This is a genomic window from Aquaspirillum sp. LM1 (assembly GCF_002002905.1).
Classification (GTDB): Bacteria; Pseudomonadota; Gammaproteobacteria; order Burkholderiales; family Aquaspirillaceae; genus Rivihabitans.
Map to the genome: position 1 here is coordinate 1258819 of NZ_CP019509.1, position 25641 is coordinate 1284459.

Consider the following 25641-nt stretch of genomic DNA (forward strand, 5'->3'; position numbering starts at 1 on the left):
CGATCAACGACCGCCGCTGCGAGCTTTCTTGAGGTGTTCTTCCAGTTCCAGGAAGCCCGGACGATCTTCGCTGTTGAGCGCCTTGCGACCAAATTCCACCGCCACCGGCGGTGCGTAGCCGTTCAGGCTGGCCAGCAGGGTGACCTTGATGCACTGCAGGACGCGATGCACGTCGTTCAGGCGGTGTTCCATGCGGTTGGACAACGGACCGATAAAACCGTAGGAGATCAAGATACCGAGGAAGGTACCCACCAGCGCGGCGGCAATCAGCCGGCCCAGTTCTGCCGGGGAAACCCCCACCGATTCCATGGTGTGCACCACCCCCATCACCGCCGCCACAATACCGTAGGCCGGCAGGGAGTCGGCCATGCGGGCCAGGGCACCCACCGGCATGCTGCCTTCGTTGTGATGGGTTTCGATTTCGATGTCCATCAGGTTTTCGATTTCGAAGGGGTTCAGGTTGCCGCCCACCATCAGGCGCAGGTAGTCACACAGAAACTCGATGGCCACTTCATCCGCCACCACAATCGGGTATTTGGAGAAGATTGGGCTGTTTTGCGGGTCGTCGACGTCGGCTTCAATCGACATCAGGCCTTCCTTGCGCACCTTGGACAGCAGTTCATAGAGCAGGGCAAACAGCTCCATGTACAGCGCCTTGTTGTAGCGCGAGCTGCGAAAGCAGTCCGGGATGGCCCTGAAAATGGCTTTCATCGGCGCGCCACCGTGGGCGGTGATGAAGGCCCCGACAGCGGCACCCACAATGATGATGAATTCTGCCGGTTGCAGAAGGGCCGCAACGTGACCGCCAGCAAAAATGAAGCCGCCGATAACGCTGGAAAAAACGATGATGTAGCCGATGATTACAAACATGTACCGAGATCCCTGGGTTTTGTTATCTATCGTCTGCTTCCGCCTCAAGTTAAGACGGGACGCAACAAACAGAAAAGCGGGTCGATTCTATCAAACCCGCTCGCCATTGCGAAAACTTTTATCCTCATTGAATTGAGGGGGTTTCGCTGGCAGCTTACACCAGCCCGCGTGCTTCCAGTGCCTGGACGGTCAGGTCAACACAACGTGCGGCCAGTGCAATCATCTCATCAATTTCTGTCGTGGTCATTACCAACGGTGGTGCGCAGACCATGCTGTCGCCGACGGCACGCATGATAATGTTGTTTTTAAAGAAGATATCCCGACAGATTGTGCCGACAGTTCCCGGTTCGGCAAACAGCTCGCGCCGCGATTTGTCCTTGACCCAGGTAAAGGCTGCCAAAAACCCCACACCGCGCACATCGTCCAGATACGGATGGCCGGCAAAGGTTTCCCGCCATTTTTGCTGCAAATACGGGCCGGTTTTTTCGCGCACCTGATCAACAATGCCCTCATCGCGGAGAATTTTCAGGTTGGCCACTGCCACGGCAGCCGCCACCGGATGACCGGAATACGTCATGCCGTGGTTAAAGTCGCCGCCTTCCTGAATCAGCACCTGGGCCACCCGGTCGCTGACCATCACCCCGCCAATCGGCTGGTAGCCGGATGACAGGCCCTTGGCAATCGGCATCAGATCGGGCTCGATGCCAAAATGCTGGCTGCCAAACCACTGCCCGGTACGGCCAAAGCCGCAAATCACTTCATCGACCACCAGCAGGATGTTGTACGCGCGGCAGATGCGCTGGATTTCCGGCCAGTAGCTGTCTGGCGGCACAATCACCCCGCCCGCGCCCTGAATGGGCTCGCCAACAAAGGCGGCAACATTGTCTGCGCCCAGCGCCAGGATTTTGGCCTCCAGCGCCTGCGCGGCTTTCAGACCGTAGTCGTGCGGGCTCAGCTCACCGCCATTGACATACCAGTATGGCTGCTCGATATGCTCGATGCCGGGAATGGGCAGGTCGCCCTGTTCGTGCATATAACGCATGCCGCCCAGCGAAGCGCCGCCGATGGTGGAGCCATGGTAGCCGTTCCAGCGGCCAATCAGCACCTTCTTGCTGGCCTGGCCTTGTGCCGCCCAAAAGTGGCGGACCATGCGAATCACCGTATCGTTGGCTTCCGAGCCGGAATTGGTGAGAAACACATGGTTGAACTGCGGTGGGGTCAGTTCGGCCAGCAGCGCCGACAGTTCGATCACCGGCGGGTGGGTGGTCTTGAAAAAAGTATTGTAGAACGGCAGTTCGCGCATTTGCTGGTAGGCAGCGTCAGCCAGTTCCTCGCGGCCATAGCCCAGATTGACGCACCACAGCCCGGCCATGCCGTCGATGATGCGATTGCCTTCAGAGTCCCAGATATACACGCCATCGCCCTTCACCACGACGCGGCTGCCGGTCTGGTTCAGCGATTGGGTGTCAGAAAACGGATGCAGGTGGTGGGCAGCGTCCAGCGCTTGCCAGTCAGCGGTGCTGCGGGTTGCTAAGGTCATGGGCGTATCCTTGTGCAAGGGCAATCGCCTGCTGCCGGGTCAGGGCCGGGCAGCAGGTACAGACAGATGATCAGACATGCAGCAGCAGGAACTTGCGTTCCCACGGGCTGATGACCCGGAAGTATTCAGAAAACTCTTTTTCTTTCATGGCAATGTACAGCTCGACAAAACGCGGGCCCAGAATCTCGGCAATTTCCGGGCAGCCCTTGAGCCGGTTCAGTGCTTCTTCGGTGCCATGCGGCATTTCGTAGGGCAGCGAGTAGGCGTTGATCTGCACCGGCTCGGCGCAGTCAATCTGCTTGACCATGCCCAGATAACCGCAAGCCAGCGACGCCGCCATGGCGATGTACGGGTTGACATCCACCCCCGGCACGCGGTTTTCCACCCGGCGTGCTGCCGGGCTGGAGTGCGGCACGCGCAAGCCCACGGTACGGTTGTCAAACCCCCATTGCACATTGGTCGGTGCCGCCGAGTACGGCGTCAGCCGCCGGTAGGAGTTCACATACGGGGCAAAAAACGGCATGGTTTGTGGCAGATAGTGCTGCAGGCCGCCAATAAAATGGAAAAACGCCTGCGATGGCTCGCCGTCTTCATTGGAAAACAGGTTCTGTCCGGTGGCAGTGTTGATCACACTCTGGTGCATGTGCATTGCGCTGCCCGGCTCGCCTTCCATCGGCTTGGCCATGAAGGTGGCGTACATGCCATGGCGAAACGCCGCCTCGCGCACGGTGCGCTTGAACAGGAATACCTGGTCGGCCAGATCCAGCGGATTGCCATGCAGGAAATTGATTTCCATCTGCGCGGTGCCGATTTCGTGAATCAGCGTATCCACTTCCAGATTCTGCGCGTGGCAGTAGTCGTAAATATCCTCAAACAGCGGGTCGAATTCGTTGACCGCATCAATCGAATACGAGCGCCGGCCAAATTCGGCCCGACCGGTGCGCCCCACCGGCGGCGTGACCGGAATATCCGGGTCCGGGTTGGTGGCAATCAGGTAAAACTCCATTTCCGGCGCAATCACCGGCGACCAGCCGCGCTGGGCGTACAGATCCAGCACCCGGCGCAACACGGCGCGCGGGGCCGCTTCGGACATCTGCCCGTCCGACTTGTAGCAGTCGAAGATAATCTGCGCGGTGGGATCCACTGCCCATGGCACAAAGCGGATGGTGTTCTGGTCTGGCTGCAGGATCATATCGGCGTCCACCGGGTCCAGCACGCTGTCATCCGGATAATCGCCGGTCACGGTCTGGATCAGCACCACCTCGGGCAGGCGCATTTCCGGTTCGCTGATGAATTTATCCTTGGGCACGATTTTACCCCGCGCCACGCCGGTCATGTCCGGCACGATACATTCCACTTCGGTAATCCGATGCTCTCGCATCCATTCCACCATATAGCTGCTCATGCGAGTTCTCCTTGCGGGCGTGTGTCAAAACCAGGGCGGGCACATGGCCCGGCCCGGCGGGCCCGGTGCTGCCGACAGGCAGCGTCCAGGGCGGTAAATAGGGCCAGCGAGGCTGGAGGGGCCTGATAACTGCCATTCCGGATGCCATTGCACAGCATACGTCCAGCCGGGAGCGCCGGGAAGCCTGAATGCTTCAATCAGCCCATTCCGTGCGCGGGCGTCCCCCGATGACGGTTCAGGCCAGCGTCAGCATGCGACGGCGACGCTGACGCATGGATTAAGTTGTTAATTTCTGCGCCAACTGCGATTACCATGTGGCATGGTGGCGGCTAAGCCATACGACAATGGCAGCGGGCAAGGCCGGCGGCAGATCGCAGGATTTGTTTAAAAAAATCTACAATTCAGACAGATTGTCGGTGAATTCTGCCGATAAACAACGCGACATGCCAAGAAAAACGGTTTTTGCCATGCAGCATTCGTGCCATCGTCGCGCCAGCAGGCCGCAGATGCGTCTAGAATTGTGAACAGTGTGATCAAATTGCAGAAGGGGTTGTCATGGATGTGGGCGCGCGCTTGCGCATGGTGAGGGACAAATACGGACTGTCACAGCGTGAACTGGCCAAACGGGCCGGGGTCACCAATGGCACCATTTCCCTGATTGAACAGAACCGGGTCAGCCCGTCGATCAGCTCGCTGAAGAAGGTGCTGGAAGGTCTGCCCATGTCGCTGGCCGATTTCTTCACCTTTGATGCCGAGCCGGCGGCGCAGCAAGTGTTTTATGGCCGTGATGAACTGCCCGACCTGGGCAATAACGGCATTGAGCTGCGTCTGGTGGGCGTGGGCCATGAACGGCGCGATATCGCCATCCTGCGCGAGCGTTACGAGCGCAATGCTGACACCGGCCCGGACATGCTGCAGCATGATGGCCAGGAAGGCGGCGTGGTGATTTGCGGCCAGATTGAAGTCACTGTCGGCAGCGAATCGCGCGTGCTGGGGCCGGGTGATGCCTATTACTTTGACAGCCAGCAGCCACACCGTTTTCGCAATGTGGGCGATACCCTCTGCGAAGTGGTCAGCGCCAGCTCGCCGCCCACCTTCTGAGTCGTTCTGAGTGGGTGGGCCAAGGCAGCCCGTTCAGTCGGCGGCGGGTCGGGCCGGGCCAAGCACCAGCTTGAGCATGCGCTCGGCCAGCGCATCCACCGAATCCTCGCCATCGCGCTTGAACCACTGCACCGACCAGTGCAGGCTGCCCAGCAGCATGCGCCGCAGCAAACGGGTGTCCTGACCGACCACGCCAGCGGCAGCGGCTTCGTCCAGCGCGGTTTGCCACAGCGCTTCGTAGCGGTCACGCAGAATGATCAGCCCTGGCCGCTGCGCTTCCGACACGCTGCGCCATTCATACAGCATCACTTCCAGCGCCGCCTGGTTTTCTCCCAGCAGGGAATTCAGATGGACATGAATCAGCGCCGACACCTTGTCGTGGGCGGTAGCCGCCACATCCAGCGCGGCGGCCAGTTTTTCGGTGGTGCTGGTAATGCCCAGCGCCATCACCGCCACCAGAATTTCTTCCTTGGTGCGAAAGTGATAGAACAGGCTGCCCGATTGCAGGCCGACGGCATTGCCCAGGTCGCGCACGGTGGTGCGTTCGTAACCTTGATCGCGAAACAGGCGCGCAGCCGTGCGCACCAGTTCGGCGCGCCGGCTGTTGTCTTCGGGAGGGGGAGGTGCGGCTTTACGCGTCATGGCAACATATCAGGAAGAAGTCGTTGGGCCGCAGACCACACCCGTTCCGGGGCGAGCTGCGTCAGACAGTGCGTATGCCCCAGCGGGCATTCGCGTTTGAAACACGGGCTGCAGTCCAGCTTCAGGCTGACAATTTCGGCCCGGTTGGTCAGCGGCGGGGTAAAGCCGGGGCTGGACGAGCCATACAGCGCCACCAGTGGCACATTCAGCGCAGCGGCAATATGCATCAGACCGGAGTCATTGCACACGGCCAGTTGCGCCAGCGACATCAGATCAATGGCCTGATCCAGCCCGGTGCGGCCACACAGGTTGACCAGCCCAGTGGGCTGACCCGCCAGTTGGGCAATTTCCTGGCCCATGGCCTGATCCTTGGCCGAACCAAACACCCACACCTGCCAGCCACGCGCCAGAAAATCCTGTGCCAGCCGGGCAAAATGCGCGGTTGGCCAGCGCTTGGCCGCGCCGTATTCGGCCCCCGGGCACAGCGCCAGCACCGGGCGCGCCGCATCCAGGCCCACTTGCGCCAGCGCCTGTGTCCGGCTGTCTGCGGCCACCTGCAGTTGCGGGTGGGCAATCGGCTTGGCGGGCAAAACGCCCGGCGCTTCGGCCAGCGCACAGAAGCGCTCCACCATGGTGGGCAGCGCGGTTTTGTCCAGCGCGCGGGCGTTGTTGAGCACGCCGCGCCGCCATTCGCCCACAAAGCCGGTGCGCAGCGGAATGCCGGCAAACCACGGCAGCAAGGCCGATTTGAGCGAATTGGGCAGCACCACGGCCTGATCGTAGCCCTGTGCCGCCAGTTGACGGCCCAGCCGCCAGCGTTCGGCCAGGCGCAGCGCGCCATGGCCAAACGGGTTGACCACGCCTTGCCGCACAGAGGCCATCCGCGCCGCCAGTGGCAGGGTCCACGCCGGGGCAAAGAGATCAATGGCCACGCCAGGGTGGCGCTCGGCCAGCCGGCGGTACAGCGGCTCGGCCATCACGGCGTCGCCCACCCAGGATGGGGCGATGACTAGAATCTGTTGCATGCACTCACTGTCGACAGCCCGGCCTGCGCCCAGGGGCAGCGCCGGTCAAAAAATGAAAAAGGTGCGGCCAGGCCACACCTTCTCGTGCTGTGGCAGCCGGCCACGGCTCAATGGTGATGCTTGACCTCGCCCACCAGCTTGTAACGGGTGCCACAGTAGGGGCACAACGCTTCGCCGCCGTTTTCCACAATGGGCAGGAACACGCGCGGGTGCTGGTTCCAGGACACCATATCAGGCATCGGGCAATGCAGGGGCAGATTATCGGCGTTCACTTCAATGAAGCGGGCGCGGTTTTCTTTCAGTTCGCTCATGGTCGTGCTCGGTAGTATAGGGGGAAAAAACCGCCAACCGGCACATCCGGTCAGCGGATACGGTCAGATGACGCTGCCACGCGAAATCAACGACAGGGTCAGACCACCAGGGTCAGCCAATCTGCGTGCGTGCTGTCTTCACCCTTGACGCAGGCAAAGTAGCGACGCTGGATTTCGGTGGTGATCGGGCCGCGTTTGCCTTCGCCAATCTGGCGGCGGTCGAGTTCGCGAATCGGGGTGATTTCAGCGGCGGTGCCGGTAAAGAAGGCTTCGTCGGCGCTGTACACTTCGTCGCGGGTGATGCGTTTTTCCACCAGTTGCAGGCCCATTTCCTGGGCAATGGTCACCACGGTGTCGCGGGTGATGCCTTCCAGCGCGCTGGTCAGGTCCGGGGTGTACAGCTTGCCCTTGCGGATGATGAAGATGTTCTCGCCCGAGCCTTCGGCCACGTAGCCTTCCACGTCCAGCAGCAAGGCTTCGTCGTAGCCGTCGGCAGTGGCTTCGTTGTTGGCCAGGATGGAGTTCATGTAATTGCCGTTGGCCTTGGCCTTGCACATGGTGATGTTCACGTGGTGGCGGGTAAACGAGCTGGTTTTCACCCGGATGCCCTTTTCCAGACCATCTTCACCCAGATAAGCACCCCACGGCCAGGCGGCGACAATCACTTGCACGTCGTCTTTTTTCGGTGCCACGCCCAGCTTGCCCGAGCCATAAAACGCCATCGGGCGGAAGTAGCACGACTTCAGGCCGTTGGCCTTGACCACGTCCAGGTGGGCAGCGTTGATCTGTTCCTTGCTGAACGGCAGGCTCATGCCCAGGATGTGGGCGGAACGGAACAGACGGTCGGTGTGATCCTGCAGACGGAAAATCGCCGGGCCTTGTGCGGTTTCGTAAGCGCGCACCCCCTCGAACACGCCCATCCCGTAGTGCAGGGTATGGGTCAGCACATGGGTGTTTGCCTCGCGCCAGGGCACGAGCTTGCCATCAAACCAGATAAAACCGTCGCGATCAGCCATCGACATGAGAAACTCCGTTCACTCGCTAGTGTGCAAAATAATCGGCGATTATACCGCCACACACGGGCGTGTGGCGCGTTGGCGCACGACAAAATTGCCAGATCGGTGCAGCCCGGCGCATGGCCCGCCCAGAACAATCGCCCCTGCCGGTTTTGCCGGCAGGGGCGATCAAGGTGGCCAGCGCGGCATTACAGCCGGAAGCGCGCCACCAGGGTTTTCAGCGCTTCGCCACACTGGGCCAGGCCATGGATGGTGTGCAGCACATCCTGCAGGTTTGCGTCGGTTTGCTGGGTTTTCACATTCACCCGCTCGGCGCTGCGCGCCATATCGTGGGTGGCGCTGCCCTGTTCGGCGGTGGCCAGCTTGATATGCGCCATGCGCTGGGCAATGTCGTCAGCGCGTTCGCGCACGGCGGCCACCCGCAGGGCGGCGTCTTCGGTGTGTGCCATGCTGTGGCTGACCCGTTGCTGGGTGGCACCGACATGCTCGACAGCGTCGCCGGTCTGGTCAATCACCTGATCCATGATATTGGCAATCTGCACGGTGGCTGCCGACGTGCGCTCGGCCAGCTTGCGCACCTCATCGGCCACCACGGCAAAGCCGCGTCCCTGCTCGCCGGCACGCGCGGCCTCAATCGCCGCATTCAGCGCCAGCAGATTGGTCTGGTCGGCAATGTCGTGAATGGTGTTCACAATGCCGCGAATCGCTTCGGACTTGCTCGACAAGCCGGTCATCACCGTTTGCAGCGCGCTGATGGCACCGACCACCGCCTGCATTTCTTGCGCCACCGCCTGCATGCCATCCTGCGAACTGACCGAGCCCTGGCGCGACTGCGCTACCAGCGCTTCGGTTTCGCCGACATGCTCGGCAATCTGGTTGATGCTCACCGTCACCTGCTCAATGGTGGCGGCGGTGTTGGCCAGCTCGCTGGACTGAATGCGCGAATCGTCGGCAATCTGGCCGGCGCTCTGGTCCAGCCGTTTGGCCGTGTCGGCCAGCGATTCGGCATGCTGGCGCACGCTGGTGAACATCTGCTGCAGCGCGGCGACAAACTGGTTGAACGCCTGGGCAATTTCCGCCAGCTCATCCTGGCCTTTCACCGGCAGGCGCAAGGTCAGGTCGCCCGAGCCGCTGGCCACGCTGCGCATGGCGTCGCGCATTACCGCCAGGCCGCGCATCATCCGGGCAATGCCCATCCAGGCGGCTACCGAAGCCACCAGCATACAGCCGGCCAGCGTGGCCAGCATGGTGTACAGCATCTGCTTGACCGGTTCCATGGCGGCAGCCTGTGGCACCAGCACACCCATCAGCCAGCCGGTTTTGCCCACCGGCTGCAGCACCGCCAGCATGGTGGTTCCGGCCAGATCCAGCGTATGAATCGCGCCGTCTTTGGGCACCGCGTCCGGGCTCAAGCCGGGCACCACGTCGCCAATTTTTTTCAGTGCAGAATCTGCCGTCGGGTGGGCAATGATTGCGCCGTCCTGGGTCATCAGAAACGCATAGCCATTGCCGGGCAACTGAGTGGCCACCACTTCTTCCACCACCCGCTTGAGGGTCACATCACCGCCAATCACGCCGACCAACTGACCATTGCGGCGCAGGGCCTGGGCAAAGGTGATGATTGGCTGCTTGGTCGAGGCGTCGATATACGGCGGCGAGGCAATCGGACCTTCGCTGGCTGCGGCGGCCACATACCAGGGCCGCACAGTCGGGTCGTAGCCTGCCGGCACCAGCACCGCCTGGGTAAATTGGGTCATGGTTTTGTCTGGCTGGCCAAAATAGGTGTCGTCAAAGTGGCCGGCGTCATGGGTCTGGTCGAGAATGCCCTTCAGCTCGCCGTGGCCCACACGCGGCAGTGCCGCACCAATAATCAGCTGGCGGGTGCTGACCCATTCGCTGACAAACGCTACCTTGCTGGCGGTGGCCTGGCTGATGCTGTGGCGCACCCCTTCTTCGGCGGCAGCGTAGGTGTGTACATAAGCCACCGTGGTCAACACCGCCGCCAGGCCGGTGACCACCAGCAGAACAAACGCCAGCAGGCGATGACGCAGTGAATTCATCATGATGAGATGCTTTCTTATCGTGTACCTGGGTGAGGCTCAGGTCAGCAGGCCCTGGTCAGGGTAAGGCCAGGGCGCAGGATAGGCTAGGTAAAATTACTGTATATGGATATAGCAAACTCTTAACTAATTTGCCGGCACAAAACACGGCGCGTGGATGCCATCCCGTCTTGCCAGGGCAGGTGTGCGCAGCCAGAGCGCATGGCACAATACACGCCAGCACAGGCTGCGCCGGCGCACGCGGGCGCAGCCAATGGCCAGACATCAACCTGGTATTTTGACTTAATTAAAAGATGAGACGATGACAGCACAGCATTTTCTGCTTGGAGTCACTGGCGGGGTGGCCGCGTATAAATCTGCCGAACTGGTGCGCCTGCTGATCAAGGCCGGACACAGTGTGGAAGTGGCGATGAGTGAATCGGCCACCCGTTTTGTCAGCCCGGTGACGTTTCAGGCGCTGTCTGGCCGGCCGGTGTACACCGACCTGTGGGACAGCCGGCCAGACAACAATATGGCGCATATTGAGCTGACCCGGCGCGCCGATGGCTTTTTGATTGCCCCGGCTACTGCGGATGTGCTGGCCCGGCTGGCGCACGGCCAGTGCAACGACCTGATCACCACCCTGGCGGCGGCGCGCACCTGTCCGCTGGCGGTGGCACCGGCAATGAACAAGCAGATGTGGGACAACCCGCCCAATCAGCGCAATATCGCCCAGTTGCGTGGCGATGGCGTGGCGGTGTTCGGACCGGGAACGGGCGAACAGGCCTGCGGTGAAGTGGGCGATGGGCGCATGCTGGAGCCAGAGCAACTGGCTGACCTGCTGATCGGGCTGACCCAGCGCAAAAGCCTGGCGGGTCGGCGGGTGCTGCTGACGGCTGGCCCTACCTTCGAGCCGATTGACCCGGTGCGCGGCATTACCAACCTGTCCAGCGGCAAGATGGGCTACGCGCTGGCGCGCGCCTGCCGTGACGCGGGTGCCCAGGTGACGCTGATTTCCGGCCCCACCGCGCTGGCGTGCCCGCCCGAGGTGAGTTATGTGGCCGCCGGCAGCGCACTGGCCATGCATGCAGCGGTGATGGCGGCGGTGCCGCACCACGACGTATTCATTGCCGTGGCCGCCGTTGCCGACTACCGGGTGGCCAATTTCAGTCAGGAAAAGATGAAAAAAACCCCGGGCGATACACCCGTGCTGCAACTGACCGAAAACCCGGACATTCTGGCCAGCGTGGCGGCCCTGCCCGACGCGCCATTCTGCGTGGGCTTTGCCGCCGAAAGCCACAACCTGATTGCCCACGCCCAGGCCAAGCGCCAGCGCAAGAAAGTGCCGCTGCTGGTGGCCAATCTGGCCCAGCATGCCATGGGCGCTGACGACAATGAAATTGTCCTGCTTGACGCGGCAGGCGAACACCCGCTGCCGCGCATGGACAAGCTGGCCACAGCCCGCGCCATTGTCAGCTATCTGGCCAGGCTGTTGCCAGAACGCTGAAAACGGGTTAGCAGCCAGCCGGCGTTATGCCACCGCTGGCTGCCGGGTCAGCAGAGTCAGCAGATCCGCCAGGCGCTGACGCAGTTCGCGCCGATCGACGATCATGTCGATGGCACCTTTTTCCAGCAGGAATTCCGCCCGCTGAAAACCTTCCGGCAGGGTTTCACGCACGGTTTGCTCAATCACCCGTGGGCCGGCAAAGCCAATCAGCGCGCCCGGTTCGGCAATCACCACATCGCCCAGAAAGGCAAAGCTGGCGGAAACGCCGCCCATGGTCGGGTCGGTCAGCAGCGAGATGAACGGCAGCTTGTGGTCGGTCAGCAGCTGCAGGGCGGCGCTGGTCTTGGCCATCTGCATCAGCGAGTTCAGGCCTTCCTGCATGCGCGCGCCGCCGGAAGCAGAAATGCAGATGAATGGCGCGCGCTGTTCAACCGCCGCCCGCACGCCGCGCACAAAGCGCTCGCCCACCACCGACCCCATCGAGCCGCCAATAAAGCGGAACTCAAACGCCGCCGCGACCACCGGCACATTGTGAATGCTGCCCTGCATCACCACCAGCGCATCGTCTTCGCCGGTGCTGGCCTGGGCGGCGGTCAGCCGTTCCGGGTATTTCTTGCTGTCCTTGAACTTGAGAATGTCCACCGGGGTGACGTCACTGCCAATTTCAAAGCGGCCTTCGCCATCCAGCAGCATGTCCAGCCGCGCGCGCGCGCCAACGGCATTGTGGTGGCTGCATTTCGGGCAGACATGCAGATTGTTTTCCAGATCGGTGTGGTACAGCACCGCTTCGCAGGCGGCGCACTTGCTCCACAGCCCTTCCGGCACGGCGGACTTGTTGCTTTTGCTGTCTTTGTTGATCTTCGGGGGAAGGAGCTTGTTCAACCAGCTCATGATATCTCCAGGGCCTGACGTCATTCGGGCCGACGTCAGACGGGGGTTGGGTCAGGCAGGCGCGGGCGGTGGCCCGCGCCGTCGGGTCAGGCGTCCAGCGCGGCGCGAATATCCGCCAGCAGGGCTTGCAGGGTGGCGGCGGCCTGGTCCAGCGGTGCGTTTTCCACCGCCTGCACCAGCCGGCTGCCAATCACCACGGCGTCGGACACATCGGCCACCTGGCGGGCCGTCTGGCCGTCGCGAATGCCAAAACCCACGCCAATGGGCAGCTGGATATGCTCGCGAATGGCCGCCACCCGGCGGGCCACTTCGCTGACGTCCAGATTGGCTGCGCCAGTCACGCCCTTGAGCGACACATAATAGACATAGCCGCGCGCATGGCGGGCAATATCGGCCAGACGCGCCGCCGGTGTGGTGGGCGCAATCAGGTAAATCGGTGCCAGCTGTTCGGCGTGCAGCGCCAGCGACAGCGCTTCGGCTTCTTCGGGCGGGCAGTCCACCGTCAGCAGGCCATCCACCCCGGCGGCGCGGGCGGCCTGGGCAAATTCGCCGTAGCCCATGGCTTCCACCGGGTTCAGATAACCCATCAGCACCACTGGGGTGGTGGTGTTGTGCTGACGGAACTCGGCCACCAGTGCCAGCACGTCGCGCAGGCCCACGCCGTGGACCAGCGCCCGTTCGCTGGCGCGCTGAATTACCGGGCCGTCGGCCATCGGGTCAGAAAACGGCACGCCCAGTTCAAGGATGTCGGCCCCCCCGGCCACCAGCGCGTCCATCAGCGCTACGGTCAGGCCAGGGTTGGGGTCGCCTGCAGTGATAAACGGAATCAGGGCCTTGCGGCCTGCCAGTTCGGCAAAACAGCGGTCAATACGGTTCATGCAGTATCCATTTCTGCCCGGCGCGGTCAGCACGCCGGGGTCAATACGGTACGGAGGCTGGCAGCTTACAGCGTCATGCCCACCAGGCCGGCCACGGTGTTGATGTCCTTGTCGCCCCGGCCCGACAGATTGACCAGAATCACCTGATCCTGGCTCAGGGTGGGGGCCAGCTTGGCGGCGTAGGCCAGCGCATGGCTGGACTCCAGCGCCGGAATAATGCCTTCGTAGCGGCACAGGTCGTGGAAGGCCACCAGCGCTTCGCTGTCGGTCACTGCCACGTATTCGGCACGGCCACTGTCTTTCAGATGGCTGTGCTCCGGCCCCACGCCAGGGTAGTCCAGCCCGGCGGATACCGAATGGGTTTCGATGATCTGGCCATTGGCGTCCTGCATCAGATAGCTGCGGGTGCCGTGCAGTACGCCAGGGCGGCCAGCTGACAGCGGTGCAGCGTGACGGCCAGTGTCCAGGCCATCGCCGCCGGCTTCCACGCCAATCAGGCGCACGCCTTCCACCGGGATGTACGGATAAAAAATTCCGATGGCGTTGGAGCCGCCGCCCACGCAGGCCACCACGGCATCCGGCTGGCGGCCAATCATTTCCGGCATTTGCACCTTGGATTCTTCGCCAATCACCGACACAAAGTCGCGCACCATCATCGGGTAGGGGTGCGGGCCGGCGGCGGTGCCCAGGATGTAGAAGGTGCTGTCAACGTTGGTCACCCAGTCGCGCATGGCTTCGTTGAGCGCGTCTTTCAGGGTTTTCGAGCCGGATTCCACCGGCACCACGCTGGCACCCAGCAGTTTCATGCGGAACACATTGGGGGCCTGACGCTTGACGTCCTCGGCACCCATGTACACCACGCATTCCATGCCGTAGCGGGCGGCCACGGTGGCGGTGGCCACGCCGTGCTGGCCAGCACCGGTTTCGGCGATCACCCGCTTCTTGCCCATGCGCTTGGCCAGCAGCGCCTGGCCAATGGCGTTGTTGATCTTGTGCGCCCCGGTGTGGTTGAGGTCTTCGCGCTTGAGGTAGATCTGTGCGCCGCCGCAGGCTTCGCTGAGCCGGCGGGCGTGGTAGATCGGGCTGGGGCGGCCAACGTAGTGCTTGAGTTCGTTCTGGTATTCGGCCAGAAAGTCTGGGTCGTCTTTATAGCGGGCGTATTCGCGCTTCAGTTCGTCCAGCGCAGCCATCAGGGTTTCGGCCACATAAGTGCCGCCGTAGCGCCCAAAGTGGCCTTGTGCGTCGGGAAGGTCATACGGATGCATTCTGAACTCCTGCAATAAATGCCGCCATGCGGGCAGCGTCCTTGATGCCTTTGCTGGCTTCCACGCCGCTGGAGACATCCACGGCGGCCGGGCGGGTGGCGCGAATGGCCTGGGCAATATTGTCCGGCTCCAGGCCCCCCGACAGAATCAGCGGCAGCGGCAGGGTGTCCGGCAGCAGCGCCCAGTCGAAGGTGGCCCCGGTGCCACCGGGCACCCCCGGCACAAAGGCATCGGTGAGTAAACCACGCGCCCCGGTGTGGGCAAGCGCGTATTGTAGCAAATCCAGGCCGGGCTGAACGCGCACGGCTTTCAGGTACGGGCGGGCAAACTGGCGGCAAAAGGCCGGTGATTCGTCGCCATGAAACTGCAGCAGGTCGATGGGCACGGCGTTGAGCACGGCGTGCACTGCGTCTGGTTCAGGATCGACAAACAGCGCCACCACGCTGACAAACGGTGGCAGCGCGGCCACAATCGCCTGCGCCTGCTCCAGGCTGACATGGCGCGGGCTTTTCGGGTAGAACACCAGTCCAATGGCGTCCGCGCCCAGCGCAGCGGCCAGTTGGCCATCTTCGGGGCGGGTGATGCCGCAAACCTTGATGCGAACGGCAGACATTACAGATCCTCTCGACGCGGGCCATACAGGCCGGCAGGGCTGGGCAGGCCAAATTCAGCCGGATAGCGCACCCCGGTCAGGTAGAGCCCGTCGGGCATGAAGGTAGGGGGGGCGATGCGGCGGTTGCGCGCGGCCAGCAGCTCGGCCATCCAGGCCGGCGGCTGCTTGCCCTTGCCCACCACCAGCAGCGCGCCCACCAGATTGCGCACCATATGGTGCAGGAAGGCATCGGCTTCCAGGCTGAAGGTCAGGGTGTCGCCGTCGGCGTCGATGTCCAGCCGGGTGAGGGTTTTCACCGGGGTCTTGGCCTGGCATTCGGCGGCGCGGAAGCTGGAAAAATCATGCTGGCCCAACAAATACCTGGCGGCCTCGCGCATTCGCGCGACCTCCAGCGGCACATGAAACCAGCCCACCTGGCCGGCGGCAATCGCCGGGCGTACCGGGCGGTTGAGCAACACATAGCGGTAGCAGCGGGCATAGGCCGAGAAGCGGGCGTGAAACTGCTCGGGCACCGGTTTGGCCCAGCACACCGCCACGCCTGATGGCAAATGGCTGTTCACCCCGCGCACCCAGGCACCGGGCGGGCGCGCCACGTCGCAGTCCAGGTGTACCACCTGGCCGCTGGCATGCACCCCGGCGTCGGTGCGCCCGGCCGCATGGCAGCGCACCGGCACGCCAACAATCGCGGCAATGGCGCGCTCCAGCGCGTCCTGCACGGTATTGCCCTTGGGCTGGGTTTGCCAGCCGGCAAATCCACGCCCGTCGTATTCCACCCCTAATGCAATTCTCATCCGCTATATAACCACCCGGACAGCCCCACCGCCAGCAGCAGGGCGATCAGGGCCAAGGTGTCCCACCCAGTCAAAACACGCAATTGTAACGTCAACACCTGCTCGCCGTCCTGTGTGGCAGCAGGCGGGGCGGATAACAGCTGCCAGACATCGCGCCAGTGCGGCGATGCGCCGCCGGTCAGCCGCTCGGTTTCGGCCAGGGTCAGCCACAGCCGCAACGCAGCGCGGTTGACGTCCAGCCCCAGCCCCACCAGCGGCCAGCACAGGCTGCGCAGCCCCAGCAGCCAGTCCTGGCGCGACTGGCGGGCAAACAGCCATTTCATGCACCACAGCAAGGTAAGCAGGCGCAGCGCATGCGCCAGCCCTTCCATCACTCCTTCGCGGGTGGGTGCCCAGTCAGCGCTCCACAGCGCCTGGCCGGGCACGCTCCAGCCCATGGCCGCCACCAGGGTGATCAACAGCCAGCGCACCCGGCGCAAAGCCTGCCACGGCACCGCCGGCTGTCGCCAGCCGGCCAATAGGGCCATCAGGCCAGCGGCCAGCAACTGGCATGGCCCTGACCACAGCGGCAGCATCAGCGCCAGCGCCAGCCAGCCGGCCAGCGGCACCAGCGGATGAAAAAACCCCGACCCGGTCAGCGGGTCGGGGCGGGAGGCGGTCAGCTTCACCTTGTCCTCGGGCAATTCAGAGTTTTTCCAGCAGGCTCATGGCGGTGTCACGCTGGGCGTCAGTGCCTTCCGACAGCACTTCAGCCAGAATTTCCCGTGCGCCATCCTGGTCGCCCATGTCGATGTACACCTTGGCCAGATCCAGCTTGGTGTCTACCTGTTCCGGGGTGACAATCGGGCCATCGTCATGCGGCAGCTCTTCGTCGGGCAGCTCGTCCATCGACGGCGCATCCGCCAGTGCAGCGGCCAGCGCCCCCCGGTCAAACGATGGCGTCATGGCCGGAATGGCGTCCTGGAACACCGCATCAAAGTCAAACGCCAGGTCTGGTGCCGACAGTGGCATGGCCGGCGGCGGGGCCGGTTCGCTCATTTCGTCCTTGAGCGGATTGTCGTCGGCGGCGTTCTCGTCGATCGGCTCGGCCAGTTCGGCAGCCAGTGCGCCATCGTCCGGCATTTCCAGCGGCATGTCGGCGGCTTCCAGCACGGTGTCGTCCGGTGGCGGCAGGTCGTCCATCGACGGCGCATCTTCCAGCGCAGCCGCCAGCGCGGCCAGATCCAGCGCCGGGACTTGTGGCACGGTGTCTTCCAGAATGCCATCAAAATCCAGCGCCATGTCTTCATGCAAGCGCTTGGCCGCTTCTGCGGCCGCCGCCGCTCGGGCGGCTTTTTCGGCCTTGGCTTCGGCTTCCTGCTTGGCCTGCTCGGCGGCAATCAGCGCGTCGATGTCGAGTTCTTCTTCCGCTTCCTCGACGGGTGCCGGCTCGGGGGCCGGGGCGCTGGCCGGGGTGGGCTGGGCAAACAGGTCGTCCAGATCGTTCTGGCTGAGCGTGTCGGCCACCGGGTCGGCAATCGCTGCCGGGGTGGCGGGTGCCACGGGTTTCGGTGCCGCTTCGGCTGCCGCTGGCGCAGCAGCGGCTGGCGCGGTACCCACATCGCCAAAGTCAAACAGCTCATCCATCGAGAAGTCTTGCGAGGCTGGCGGTGGCGGCGGCGGCGGGGCCTTGACTTCTTCGGCTTGCTTGCCCTTGTTTTCCAGCTGGAAATCGTAATTGAGCAGCGGTTTTTCTTCCTGCTCAATGTCGGAAGCATCCGGGGTAAAGCTGCCGCCACCCTGCATCACGGCATCGTCAGGCAGCAGGAAGTCGTCGCCGTCCATGCCAAACGGGTCTGCCTCAACCGGAGCCGGGGCCGGCGCGGCTGGCGCGGGCTTGGCAGCTGCCACTTCGACCGGGGCGGGGGCGGGTGGTGGCAGATCGGGTTCATCAAAACCAAAATCAACGGCATCGACCGGTGTGCTGACCACGGGTGCGGCGTATAGCGGATGATTCGGGTCAAGGCTGCGACCCATTTCCAGCGCCTGCAGCCACAACGGGCTGGTCTTGCTGACGGCATCCAGCAGGCGGGCGGCCTGGGCATTGAACTTGTCCACCAGCGGGGTGGCGTAGTACACCTTGAGCAGTTTCAGGCGCAGTTCATGGCGGTCTGGGGTTTTTTGCAGCGCGGCCATCAGCACGGTTTCGGCCTGGGCCAGTTTGCCGTATTCAATCAGCCGATCGGCCACCTGCAGCGGGTCTTCCTCGCTGGCGTCGCTGGCCACAGCTGCCACACTGGCCGGCAAGACCTCATCTGCCGGTGCGTCTTCCTTGGGCTTGCGTGGACGACGGGCCAACAGGCGGGCAAAAAAGGCTTTCAGCGCATCCTGGCGGCGGTGGGCGTAGGCCAGCCCGGCGGCCAGAATCGCCGCTGCGCTCAGCCCGCCAACCAGCACCATGCTGTCGCTGCTGCCAAGGCTGCTGGCACTGGCCGGGGCGGCGGCAGAAGCCGGTTTTTTCGATTCACCGCCAGCAGCAGCGGCTTCGTTGTCTTCGGCCTGTTTCTGCGCCTGAGCACCCGCTTGCGAGCGCAGCGCCAGCAGGCTGCGCATTTCTTCCAGCTGGTTTTCCAGCACGCCAATGCGGTCGCCGGCTTCTTTCAGCTGCTTTTCCCGGGTGACCAGTTCTTCTTCCAGCTGGGCCGCGCGTTCCTGCGGCTCTGTGGGCTTGCCCTCTACCTTGGACAGTTTCAGCACATCCTGCTTGCTGTCGGCGGGGGCCACTTGCGCACTGGCGTCGGTTGGCGCGGTTTTGCCCTGACTGGGTGGCTGCGCCGCGCTGGCGCTGGCGGCGTCAGCCGAGCGCAGCACATAGTTGCGCCAGTCCTTGACCTGGGCACGCACGGTGTCCAGCGCCTGGGCGGGCGGAATGGCGCGCACGCTGGCGGCGGTGGGCACGTCCAGGGTTTCGCCGGCACGCAGCTTGTCCATATTGCCGGCAAACGCCCCGCTATTATTGCGGTACAGGCCGACCATCATTTGTTCCAGCGACGCGTCGGCGGGCTTGAGCCGGGCGGCAACGCCCGACAGGGTTTCGCCGGGCTTGACTTTGTGCTGCCCCGCTACGGGCAATGGTTCATTGCTGGCCTTGCTGTCTTGCGGCGGGCTGGCAGGGGCGGGCTTGCTGGCGCTGGCCGCAGGGGCTACTGGTGCAGGAGAGGTTGCTGCCGGGGTGGCCGGGGTGGCTGGCGCAGGGGCAGCGGGGGCGGGCGTTGCCGCTGGTGCCGGGTTGGCGGCAGGCTTGGCCTGCTCGGCGCTCACCGGCAACGCTGGCAAGGGGCCTTCCACCGGCTCAAGCAGCGCGGTGAATTCCTTGAAGATGCGCGCGCCGTCGTCGTTCAGCTCCAGCAGCAAAAACAGAAAAGGATCGCTGATGGGCTGGCTGCCCTGCACCCTGGCCACCAGCTTGCCATCCGCTTTGCGGCTGACGCTGACTTTCAGGCTGTTGAGCACCTCAGGGTAATCCATCTGCATTTCGGCAAAGGCGCTGGGCGGTGCCAGGCTGACCTTGAGCTTGCTCAGGTCCTGGGTACGAATGCCGGTAATGTCCACTTCTGCCCGGAACGGCTGGCCCAGCCCGGATTGCACATGCATGCGCCCCAGCCCGCCGGCAGCAGCCGGGAGCGTCGTGCTGATAAGCGCCAGCGCCAATGCACTGGCGGTAAGTTTCGATCGAATCGCCACGAAGCCTGCCCTTACGAGTGTCTGAAACAGGTCCATGCACCGCCCACGCGGCGTGCTGGACACGCGTCAGCCCACAGTCGGGCCAACGCTAATCTCACGGATGATAACCAGCATGGAGGTAAAATGCCATGCGAATTCAGTGTTTCTACCACCAGTCTGCCGGCATTGGCCAGGCGGACAGGCGCTTATATATATCAGAAAAACCCTCAGGCTGGCTGATGCAGCGCCGCCAGCGTGCGCGCCGACAGGCGCAGCGCATGCAGCGCCGCCCAGCGCACCGGGTCAAACGCCACCCAGGCGCACAGTTGGCTGCCCTGCTGCTGCAAGCCGGCCACGGTGAGATCGGGCCGGCTGGCGGCGTCAGCCGGGCTGAGTGCCGCGGCGTCGTCTTCCAGCCGGATCAGCGTATTGGCCGCCCACACCGTGCGCACCGCATCCAGGCTGACGGCGCTGCCGCGCAAGGTCAGCGCCAGGGTGGCACCAAAAAACAGCGGGGCAGTGGCCAGGTTCAGGCTGATGCCCACTGCCGGGCTGCCCAGCAGGCGGCTGATGTCGGCATGCTGGCGCTGATGCTCGGCCAGCGAGGCCGGCAGCAGGTTGAACGCCATGCGCCGGTCGAATACCTGCGTGGTGGTTTCGCTCAGGTTGAACAAGGCGGTGGTTTGCCCGGCCAGTTCGTCCATGGCCGCCCGGCCATGCGCCGAGACCGGCAGCAGTGCGGTGATATCGGCCATTTCCACGCCGGCTGGAGCCAGGCCGTCCAGCAGCGTGGCCAGCGCCAGGCTCAAACCGTCCGGACAGACCACTCGCTGCCCAGCCGCCGGGCCGTTGCCGTTCAGGTCGGCCAGCACCAGCGCCGGGTTATGCCGCTGGGCGGCAGACAAGTCCAGCACTGCTGCGCCGGCTTCGGTGGCATCTGCTGCCAGGCCATCGGCCAGCGCCGCCGGCACAGCCAGCAAGACCAGCTGAACCTTCGCAAAATCAAAGCCTTCGGCGTCTCCCACACTCAGGTCATGACGACGGAAGGTCACCGTGTCACCTTCGGCTGCTGCCCGTTCGCTGGCCAGCGGGTAGAGTTTTCCCACCGGAAAACGGCTGTCGCCCAGCACCTCCAGCAGGGCCCGGCCCAGGGTGCCGGTGGCACCGACCACGGCGATGTCAAGGGTAGCGCTCATTGATGTCATCCTTGTGAGAAACAAATACGTGAAACCTATAAGCACACCATTGTATCAGGCCAGGGGCAAAAATCGGGGCGGTGGCCGACAGATTGTGCATCCACTGCGCCTGTGCCCGGCGGGCGGGTGCCACCGTCGGATTGGGCAAAACAGCCGGTCCGGGTGGGGCAAACCGCCGGAAAAAATGCAAAATATTTATCCATTAACCTTGGCCAAACCCGCCTGGTGTCAGCGTAAATTTCCCTTGCTGCATAATACCGCCACCCAGGAAGGGCCTGAACCCCAGGGCCTCCGCACTCGGAATGAATATTGTAGAAACAGGCCATTTTGCACAAATTTTAGGCAGAAAAGCATCAAAAAAGTACCTGCCAAGCGTGGCGATCATTCCGTTTTTGAGATTCCAGAATAAGTCAAGAAAATTTTGAGTGGTATTCATTCAGTTTTGAGCAGTCAAAGCCATTTTTTGGGCTGTCTGCACCATAGGTCTGCTTAAATTTTGTGCAGATTTCCTACTTTGTACGCTGCATGTCATCCGAATGCGGAAGCCCTGGCCTGAACCCGCAGGCAAGACAGGCCGCCCTCCCTTGAGCACCCGCCGGCAAGGGTCATCAGCCAACATGGCTGGCCGACGGCAAGCTTATTGTGCAAAAACCGGGTTGGATTCCATAAAAGTCAATGTAAATCATGGCTTTATTTAATTTGGTTTGATAGCCATCTGCTGATCTGGCTTCACCTGGTTCACCGGCCATGCCAGCCCCTGCCGAGCAACGGACATTTTGCGCCATCTCCCCCTTCTGGCCAGGGCCTCCGCACTCGGAATGAATATTGTAGAAACAGGCCATTTTGCACAAATTTTAGGCAGAAAAGCATCAAAAAAGTACCTGCCAAGCGTGGCGATCATTCCGTTTTTGAGATTCCAGAATAAGTCAAGAAAATTTTGAGTGGTATTCATTCAGTTTTGAGCAGTCAAAGCCATTTTTTGGGCTGTCTGCACCATAGGTCTGCTTAAATTTTGTGCAGATTTCCTACTTTGTACGCTGCATGTCATCCGAATGCGGAAGCCCTGCCCTTCTGGCCACCCCCTTCAGGCGGCTGCAGCATTGCACGATAATGCTAATCATTATTTATTTTTTGTGAAAAACTGCTTGTGTCATAGCCGGGATTTTTGGTATCACTGATTTGCCAGGCAAGCACAACCGGGGAGTTTGTCTGATTGTTTTCACAAAAAAAGACGCGGCCCCTGTGCGCCAGCGTCTCCCCGCCAAGAGGAGAGTTACCTTGCGCATCAAGAATTTGCCACTGGCCACCGCCATTGCCATCATGGCTTCGCTGGTGATTGCGGTTGTTTTTTCCGCCCTGATCGGTTTTTTATCCTGGTCGTCCAACCGCACGGCGGTCAGGCAGGTGCATGAGCATCTGTCCCAGCAAATGAGCGCGATTGCCATTGCGCTGGAAGACAATTTTCTGGCCGCCCAGCAGTCGGCCAAGCTGCGGCTGAACATGTACAAAAACATGCTGCCAGCGCAAAATTTCAGCCTGAGCCAGGAAGGCATCACCACTGAAGGCTCGCTGGCCGGGGTGCCGGTCATCAAGGTGGGCGATCTGGCGCTGAACAACAACATGGCTTTCCTGGAAAAAGTGAAAACCATGCTGGAAGCCGATCCGGCTGTGATGGTGCTGCACAATGGCAAGTTTGTGCGGGTGGCCACTTTCCTGAAAAAAGACGGCAAATCCCAGATTGGCGTGCCGCTGGCCAACGACAGCCGGGAAGCGCAAACCCTGCTCAAGGGCGAAACCTTTTATGGCATGGTCAACCGCAGTGGCGTGTACTACATGTCGATTTTCGAGCCGGTTTACGACAGCAAAAAAACCCTGATTGGTGCCATTTCGGTGCGGGTGGGCGTGGATGACATCATGGCCCGGCTGCGCCAGAGCATCAGCGGCATCAAGGTGGCGCAAACCGGCTATGCCTATGTGATGCAACCGGGCAAAACGGTGGAAGATACCATCATGCTGGTCCACCCCTCGCTGGCCGGCAAACGGGTGGGCGACCTCAATAACACCCAGCTGACCGAGACGGTAGGTGCGCTGATCAATGTGCGCAATGGCGTGCTGCACTACCCATGGACCGACAGCAAGACCGGGGTGAGCGGCGACAAGATTGCCGCAGTAGCCGAAGTGAAACATGCTGGCTGGATTGTTGGCTCGGGCAGTTGGGAAGCCGAATTCACCGCCGAAGCGCGCAGCCTGCGCAACGGGCTGATTCTGGCGGCGGCGCTCTGTGGCGTGCTGACCGTGGCGCTGATTGCCTGGGCCATCCGCCGTGGCCTGGCCCCGGTGCAATTGCTGGTGGAAAGCGTGCGGGAAATGGGCGCGGGCAATCTGTCGCGTAATCTGGCCGATGTGCCGGCCAATAGCCACAATGAGGTAGACCGCCTGCAGGGCAGCCTGAGCCGCATGCAGCAGGACATGGCCGGGGTGATCCGGCGGATTACCCAGTCGGCGCAGGCGCTGGGCCAGGTGGCAGGCCAGCTGGACCAGGGCTCGGATCGGGTGCTGACCAGTTCTGGCCATCAGGCTGATGCCGCCAGCACGCTATCCAGCGCGGTGGAAGAAATGGCCAGCAGCATTGGCCATGTCAGCGACAACGCCAGCCGCGCCGAACAACTGGCCCAGCACACCGCCGACGCCGCCCAGGCCGGCAGCCGCAAGGTAAGCGAAGTGGCCAGCGAAATGCACCAGGTGGAAGCCGAAATCATGTCTGCTGCCCAGGTGGTGCATGCACTGGGTCAGCGCACCAGCGAAATCAGCCAGGTGATCCAGATCATCAAGGAAGTGGCCGATCAGACCAATTTGCTGGCGCTCAACGCCGCGATTGAAGCTGCCCGTGCCGGTGAACAAGGCCGGGGCTTTGCCGTGGTGGCCGATGAAGTACGCAAGCTGGCCGAACGCACCACCCAGTCCACCCTGGAAATTTCCCAGTCGATTGGCTCGGTGCAGCAGGAGTCCGGCGAAGTGGTGCGCCGGATCGAGCAAGTGGTCGAGCGCATCGGCAGTGGTGTGCAGGCGGTGGAAGACGCGGGCCGGGTGCTGGGCGAAATTGAAAGCCAGAGCAAGCAGGCGGTGGATGCGGTGGCCGGGATTGCCAGCAGCATGCGCGAGCAGAGCGGGGCCAGCCAGAGCATTGCCGACGGGGTGGAAACCATTGCCAATATGTCGGAAGCCAATAGCCAGTCCTGTCGCGACAACCGGGAACACACCCAGCAACTGGGCCAGCTGGCCCGCGAGCTGGACAGCATGGTGTCGGGGTTCCGGGTGTAAATCACCACACGGCAACCCAATCAGTGCCAAGGCCCGTCTGCAACCATGCAGGCGGGCCTTGGTGTTTTACCATCGGGCAAAAGCCTGCGCAGCGCTTACACATCGGTCAGCAGCGTCTCTTCCGCCAGTGCCCGGCGCAGCGCCTTGCGCCGCACGGCCTTGGCGAAGCGGGCGCGTTCTTCTTCATTGGCGGGCTCAAAGCCGGGAATCTCCACCGGGCGGCCCTGTCCGTCCACCGCCACCATGCTGAAATAACAGCTGTTGGTGTGCCGGCTGACGCGGGTGTGGATGTTTTCCGCCACCACCTTGATACCCACTTCCATCGAGGTGCGGCCCACATGATTAATGGCGGCCAGGAAGGTGACCAGCTCGCCCACATGAATCGGCTGCTTGAACGTCACCTGATCCACCGACAGGGTGACCACATACTGGCCGGAATAGCGGCTGGCGCAGGCGTAGGCCACCTGGTCCAGCAGCTTGAGAATGGCCCCGCCGTGAACATTGCCAGAAAAATTGGCCATGTCCGGGGTCATCAGCACGGTCATCGACAAAAAGCGGGTATTGTCTTGCAGGGACATTGGCAAACACTCCAGTTCAGGGTTCAGGCGGCGCGCCGGGCGCGGTAGAGGGTCAATCCGGCAAGCATACTCAATGCCAGGGCAATCAGGCCCATGCCGGTAAATTCAGCCAGCGACGGGCGTTCGCCCAGCTGCAGCCAGGCGGCCAGCACGGCAATGGCCGGAATGATCAGCACATTCAGCCCGGCGGCACCGGCAGACAGCCGGCCCAGTAAAATCAGCCACACCAGCCAGCCCAGCCCGCCAGCAAAAATGCCGGCAAAGCCCAGCGTCAGCCACAGCCCCGGCTGTTGCCAGGCAATCGCCGGGCCGGGCAGCCAGAGTGTCAGCAGCAGCAAGGGCAACAGGCCGTAGAGCATTTGCCAGAAGGTCAGCGCCAGCACATCCACCGGCTGGCGGGCGCGTAGCTGCTTGGCCACAATGGCGCTGATGGCCCAGCTGATGCCCGCAGACAAGGCCAGCAGATCGGCCGCCCAGGCACCGTGAAACTGCCAGGGCTCCAGAATGGCCAGCAGGCCAAGCAGCGCCAGACCAATGGCCAGCCACTGCGCGCCGCGCATGCGCTCGCCCAGCCATAGCCAGGCCAGCGGCAAGGTCCAGAACGGCATGGTGTACACCAGCACCGATACCTTGCCCGCGCCCCCGGCCAGCAGCGCCAGATTGGACAGCCCGGTAAACCCGGCGGTCTGGGTCAGCCCCAGCAGGGCGGTGGCCCGCCACGGTGGCGGGGCCAGCGGGCGGCCACTGAACAGCAGGATGATGCCCAGGGTGAGGGTGGCAAGCATGGTACGGCCCAGGGCAAACTCCAGCGGCCCCATCCAGGCCAGGCCAATTTTGGTGGCCACCCAGTTGTAGCCCCACACCAGCCACAAGGCCAGCAGCAGGGCCGGGTAGGCCCAGGCAGCGCGAAACGACATGCACGACAATCCATTGGGGGAAAAAAACGGCCA

The 25641-nt window shown here is 62.7% G+C and carries 23 protein-coding genes and 1 pseudogene; 3 read left to right on the forward strand and 21 right to left on the reverse strand.

Annotation, left to right across the window (positions count from 1 at the left end; translation table 11 throughout):
• Positions 1-3: 3 nt before the first annotated feature.
• From motA to BXU06_RS17280, 4 genes and pseudogenes are all read right to left on the reverse strand, one after another.
• Positions 4-870, reverse strand: a complete 867-nt coding sequence (gene motA / locus BXU06_RS05480) for a flagellar motor stator protein MotA (protein ID WP_077297577.1) — start codon at positions 868-870, stop codon at positions 4-6.
• A 154-nt stretch (positions 871-1024) separates the two neighbouring features.
• The gene (locus tag BXU06_RS05485; RefSeq protein ID WP_077297579.1) at positions 1025-2410 is read right to left on the reverse strand and encodes an aspartate aminotransferase family protein; all 1386 of its coding nucleotides are present in this window, start codon (positions 2408-2410) and stop codon (positions 1025-1027) included.
• 70 nt (positions 2411-2480) lie between these two features.
• Entirely contained in the window at positions 2481-3815 is a 1335-nt protein-coding gene (locus tag BXU06_RS05490; RefSeq protein ID WP_077297581.1) for a glutamine synthetase family protein, read from the reverse strand.
• A gap of 24 nt (positions 3816-3839) precedes the next feature.
• Positions 3840-4022, reverse strand: a pseudogene (locus BXU06_RS17280) (gamma-glutamyl-gamma-aminobutyrate hydrolase family protein); the annotation flags it as partial.
• A gap of 348 nt (positions 4023-4370) precedes the next feature.
• Between BXU06_RS17280 and BXU06_RS05495 the strand changes: the two are divergent.
• On the forward strand, positions 4371-4916 hold the full coding sequence (locus BXU06_RS05495) for a cupin domain-containing protein (RefSeq protein WP_077297583.1): 546 nt from the start codon (positions 4371-4373) through the stop codon (positions 4914-4916).
• A 33-nt stretch (positions 4917-4949) separates the two neighbouring features.
• On the opposite strand, the gene BXU06_RS05500 is transcribed toward BXU06_RS05495, so the two are convergent.
• The 5 genes from BXU06_RS05500 to BXU06_RS05520 all read right to left on the reverse strand — a co-directional run bounded on the left by BXU06_RS05500 (position 4950) and on the right by BXU06_RS05520 (position 9973).
• Positions 4950-5558 (reverse strand): TetR/AcrR family transcriptional regulator, encoded by a 609-nt coding sequence (locus BXU06_RS05500; protein ID WP_077297585.1) that lies wholly within the window; start codon positions 5556-5558, stop codon positions 4950-4952.
• Entirely contained in the window at positions 5555-6583 is a 1029-nt protein-coding gene (gene waaF / locus BXU06_RS05505) for a lipopolysaccharide heptosyltransferase II (RefSeq protein ID WP_077297587.1), read from the reverse strand. The genes BXU06_RS05500 and waaF overlap by 4 nt, the downstream gene beginning before the upstream one ends.
• Before the next feature lie 107 nt (positions 6584-6690).
• Positions 6691-6894, reverse strand: a complete 204-nt coding sequence (locus BXU06_RS05510; RefSeq protein ID WP_077297589.1) for a zinc-finger domain-containing protein — start codon at positions 6892-6894, stop codon at positions 6691-6693.
• Positions 6895-6992: 98 nt separating this feature from the next.
• Positions 6993-7916: a branched-chain amino acid transaminase gene (locus BXU06_RS05515; RefSeq protein ID WP_077297591.1), complete on the reverse strand. Its 924-nt coding sequence runs from the start codon at positions 7914-7916 to the stop codon at positions 6993-6995.
• 182 nt (positions 7917-8098) lie between these two features.
• Positions 8099-9973, reverse strand: coding sequence for a methyl-accepting chemotaxis protein (locus tag BXU06_RS05520; RefSeq protein ID WP_253189528.1), 1875 nt, complete (start codon positions 9971-9973; stop codon positions 8099-8101).
• Positions 9974-10271: 298 nt separating this feature from the next.
• Here BXU06_RS05520 and coaBC point away from each other — a divergent pair, with 298 nt between their 5' ends.
• Complete coding sequence (coaBC, locus tag BXU06_RS05525) at positions 10272-11456, forward strand: bifunctional phosphopantothenoylcysteine decarboxylase/phosphopantothenate--cysteine ligase CoaBC (protein ID WP_077297593.1); 1185 nt, start codon at positions 10272-10274, stop codon at positions 11454-11456.
• Between the two features lie 24 nt (positions 11457-11480).
• On the opposite strand, the gene accD is transcribed toward coaBC, so the two are convergent.
• The 10 genes from accD to BXU06_RS17285 form a co-directional block, all read right to left on the reverse strand.
• Positions 11481-12347, reverse strand: coding sequence for an acetyl-CoA carboxylase, carboxyltransferase subunit beta (accD, locus tag BXU06_RS05530; RefSeq protein ID WP_077297595.1), 867 nt, complete (start codon positions 12345-12347; stop codon positions 11481-11483).
• Positions 12348-12433: 86 nt separating this feature from the next.
• Positions 12434-13225 (reverse strand): tryptophan synthase subunit alpha, encoded by a 792-nt coding sequence (trpA, locus tag BXU06_RS05535; protein ID WP_077297597.1) that lies wholly within the window; start codon positions 13223-13225, stop codon positions 12434-12436.
• A 65-nt stretch (positions 13226-13290) separates the two neighbouring features.
• A complete protein-coding gene (trpB, locus tag BXU06_RS05540) occupies positions 13291-14490 on the reverse strand; it encodes a tryptophan synthase subunit beta (protein WP_077297599.1) in 1200 nt (399 codons plus the stop codon).
• Positions 14477-15103: a phosphoribosylanthranilate isomerase gene (locus BXU06_RS05545; protein ID WP_077297601.1), complete on the reverse strand. Its 627-nt coding sequence runs from the start codon at positions 15101-15103 to the stop codon at positions 14477-14479. Before BXU06_RS05545 ends, trpB begins: the two co-directional genes overlap by 14 nt.
• Positions 15103-15894, reverse strand: a complete 792-nt coding sequence (truA, locus tag BXU06_RS05550; protein WP_077297603.1) for a tRNA pseudouridine(38-40) synthase TruA — start codon at positions 15892-15894, stop codon at positions 15103-15105. The genes BXU06_RS05545 and truA overlap by 1 nt, the downstream gene beginning before the upstream one ends.
• Positions 15891-16577 carry a CbiQ family ECF transporter T component gene (locus tag BXU06_RS05555; RefSeq protein WP_077297605.1) on the reverse strand — a complete coding sequence of 229 codons (687 nt, stop codon included), beginning with the start codon at positions 16575-16577 and terminating at the stop codon, positions 15891-15893. The genes truA and BXU06_RS05555 overlap by 4 nt, the downstream gene beginning before the upstream one ends.
• Before the next feature lies 1 nt (position 16578).
• A complete protein-coding gene (locus BXU06_RS05560; protein ID WP_216352546.1) occupies positions 16579-19617 on the reverse strand; it encodes a FimV/HubP family polar landmark protein in 3039 nt (1012 codons plus the stop codon).
• 206 nt (positions 19618-19823) lie between these two features.
• Positions 19824-20792, reverse strand: coding sequence for an Asd/ArgC dimerization domain-containing protein (locus BXU06_RS05565; RefSeq protein WP_171982117.1), 969 nt, complete (start codon positions 20790-20792; stop codon positions 19824-19826).
• A 202-nt stretch (positions 20793-20994) separates the two neighbouring features.
• Positions 20995-21228: a hypothetical protein gene (locus tag BXU06_RS05570; RefSeq protein ID WP_150125112.1), complete on the reverse strand. Its 234-nt coding sequence runs from the start codon at positions 21226-21228 to the stop codon at positions 20995-20997.
• A gap of 258 nt (positions 21229-21486) precedes the next feature.
• The gene (locus tag BXU06_RS17285) at positions 21487-21744 is read right to left on the reverse strand and encodes a hypothetical protein (RefSeq protein ID WP_150125113.1); all 258 of its coding nucleotides are present in this window, start codon (positions 21742-21744) and stop codon (positions 21487-21489) included.
• A gap of 326 nt (positions 21745-22070) precedes the next feature.
• Here BXU06_RS17285 and BXU06_RS05575 point away from each other — a divergent pair, with 326 nt between their 5' ends.
• Positions 22071-24113, forward strand: a complete 2043-nt coding sequence (locus tag BXU06_RS05575; RefSeq protein ID WP_077297614.1) for a methyl-accepting chemotaxis protein — start codon at positions 22071-22073, stop codon at positions 24111-24113.
• A gap of 95 nt (positions 24114-24208) precedes the next feature.
• Here BXU06_RS05575 and BXU06_RS05580 read toward each other — a convergent pair whose 3' ends face one another.
• Together BXU06_RS05580 and BXU06_RS05585 are read right to left on the reverse strand one after the other, a co-directional pair.
• A complete protein-coding gene (locus BXU06_RS05580; RefSeq protein ID WP_374754325.1) occupies positions 24209-24685 on the reverse strand; it encodes an acyl-CoA thioesterase in 477 nt (158 codons plus the stop codon).
• A gap of 29 nt (positions 24686-24714) precedes the next feature.
• Positions 24715-25608 (reverse strand): DMT family transporter, encoded by an 894-nt coding sequence (locus BXU06_RS05585; RefSeq protein WP_077297618.1) that lies wholly within the window; start codon positions 25606-25608, stop codon positions 24715-24717.
• Positions 25609-25641: the final 33 nt, after the last annotated feature.

Coding starts and splice junctions, on each gene's coding strand:
- motA (WP_077297577.1), bottom strand. CDS start 870: ATGTTTGTAATCATCGGCTACATCATCGTTTTTTCCAGCGTTATCGGC.
- BXU06_RS05485 (WP_077297579.1), bottom strand. CDS start 2,410: ATGACCTTAGCAACCCGCAGCACCGCTGACTGGCAAGCGCTGGACGCT.
- BXU06_RS05490 (WP_077297581.1), bottom strand. CDS start 3,815: ATGAGCAGCTATATGGTGGAATGGATGCGAGAGCATCGGATTACCGAA.
- BXU06_RS05495 (WP_077297583.1), top strand. CDS start 4,371: ATGGATGTGGGCGCGCGCTTGCGCATGGTGAGGGACAAATACGGACTG.
- BXU06_RS05500 (WP_077297585.1), bottom strand. CDS start 5,558: ATGACGCGTAAAGCCGCACCTCCCCCTCCCGAAGACAACAGCCGGCGC.
- waaF (WP_077297587.1), bottom strand. CDS start 6,583: ATGCAACAGATTCTAGTCATCGCCCCATCCTGGGTGGGCGACGCCGTG.
- BXU06_RS05510 (WP_077297589.1), bottom strand. CDS start 6,894: ATGAGCGAACTGAAAGAAAACCGCGCCCGCTTCATTGAAGTGAACGCC.
- BXU06_RS05515 (WP_077297591.1), bottom strand. CDS start 7,916: ATGTCGATGGCTGATCGCGACGGTTTTATCTGGTTTGATGGCAAGCTC.
- BXU06_RS05520 (WP_253189528.1), bottom strand. CDS start 9,973: ATGATGAATTCACTGCGTCATCGCCTGCTGGCGTTTGTTCTGCTGGTG.
- coaBC (WP_077297593.1), top strand. CDS start 10,272: ATGACAGCACAGCATTTTCTGCTTGGAGTCACTGGCGGGGTGGCCGCG.
- accD (WP_077297595.1), bottom strand. CDS start 12,347: ATGAGCTGGTTGAACAAGCTCCTTCCCCCGAAGATCAACAAAGACAGC.
- trpA (WP_077297597.1), bottom strand. CDS start 13,225: ATGAACCGTATTGACCGCTGTTTTGCCGAACTGGCAGGCCGCAAGGCC.
- trpB (WP_077297599.1), bottom strand. CDS start 14,490: ATGCATCCGTATGACCTTCCCGACGCACAAGGCCACTTTGGGCGCTAC.
- BXU06_RS05545 (WP_077297601.1), bottom strand. CDS start 15,103: ATGTCTGCCGTTCGCATCAAGGTTTGCGGCATCACCCGCCCCGAAGAT.
- truA (WP_077297603.1), bottom strand. CDS start 15,894: ATGAGAATTGCATTAGGGGTGGAATACGACGGGCGTGGATTTGCCGGC.
- BXU06_RS05565 (WP_171982117.1), bottom strand. CDS start 20,792: ATGAGCGCTACCCTTGACATCGCCGTGGTCGGTGCCACCGGCACCCTG.
- BXU06_RS05570 (WP_150125112.1), bottom strand. CDS start 21,228: ATGAATACCACTCAAAATTTTCTTGACTTATTCTGGAATCTCAAAAAC.
- BXU06_RS17285 (WP_150125113.1), bottom strand. CDS start 21,744: ATGAATACCACTCAAAATTTTCTTGACTTATTCTGGAATCTCAAAAAC.
- BXU06_RS05585 (WP_077297618.1), bottom strand. CDS start 25,608: ATGTCGTTTCGCGCTGCCTGGGCCTACCCGGCCCTGCTGCTGGCCTTG.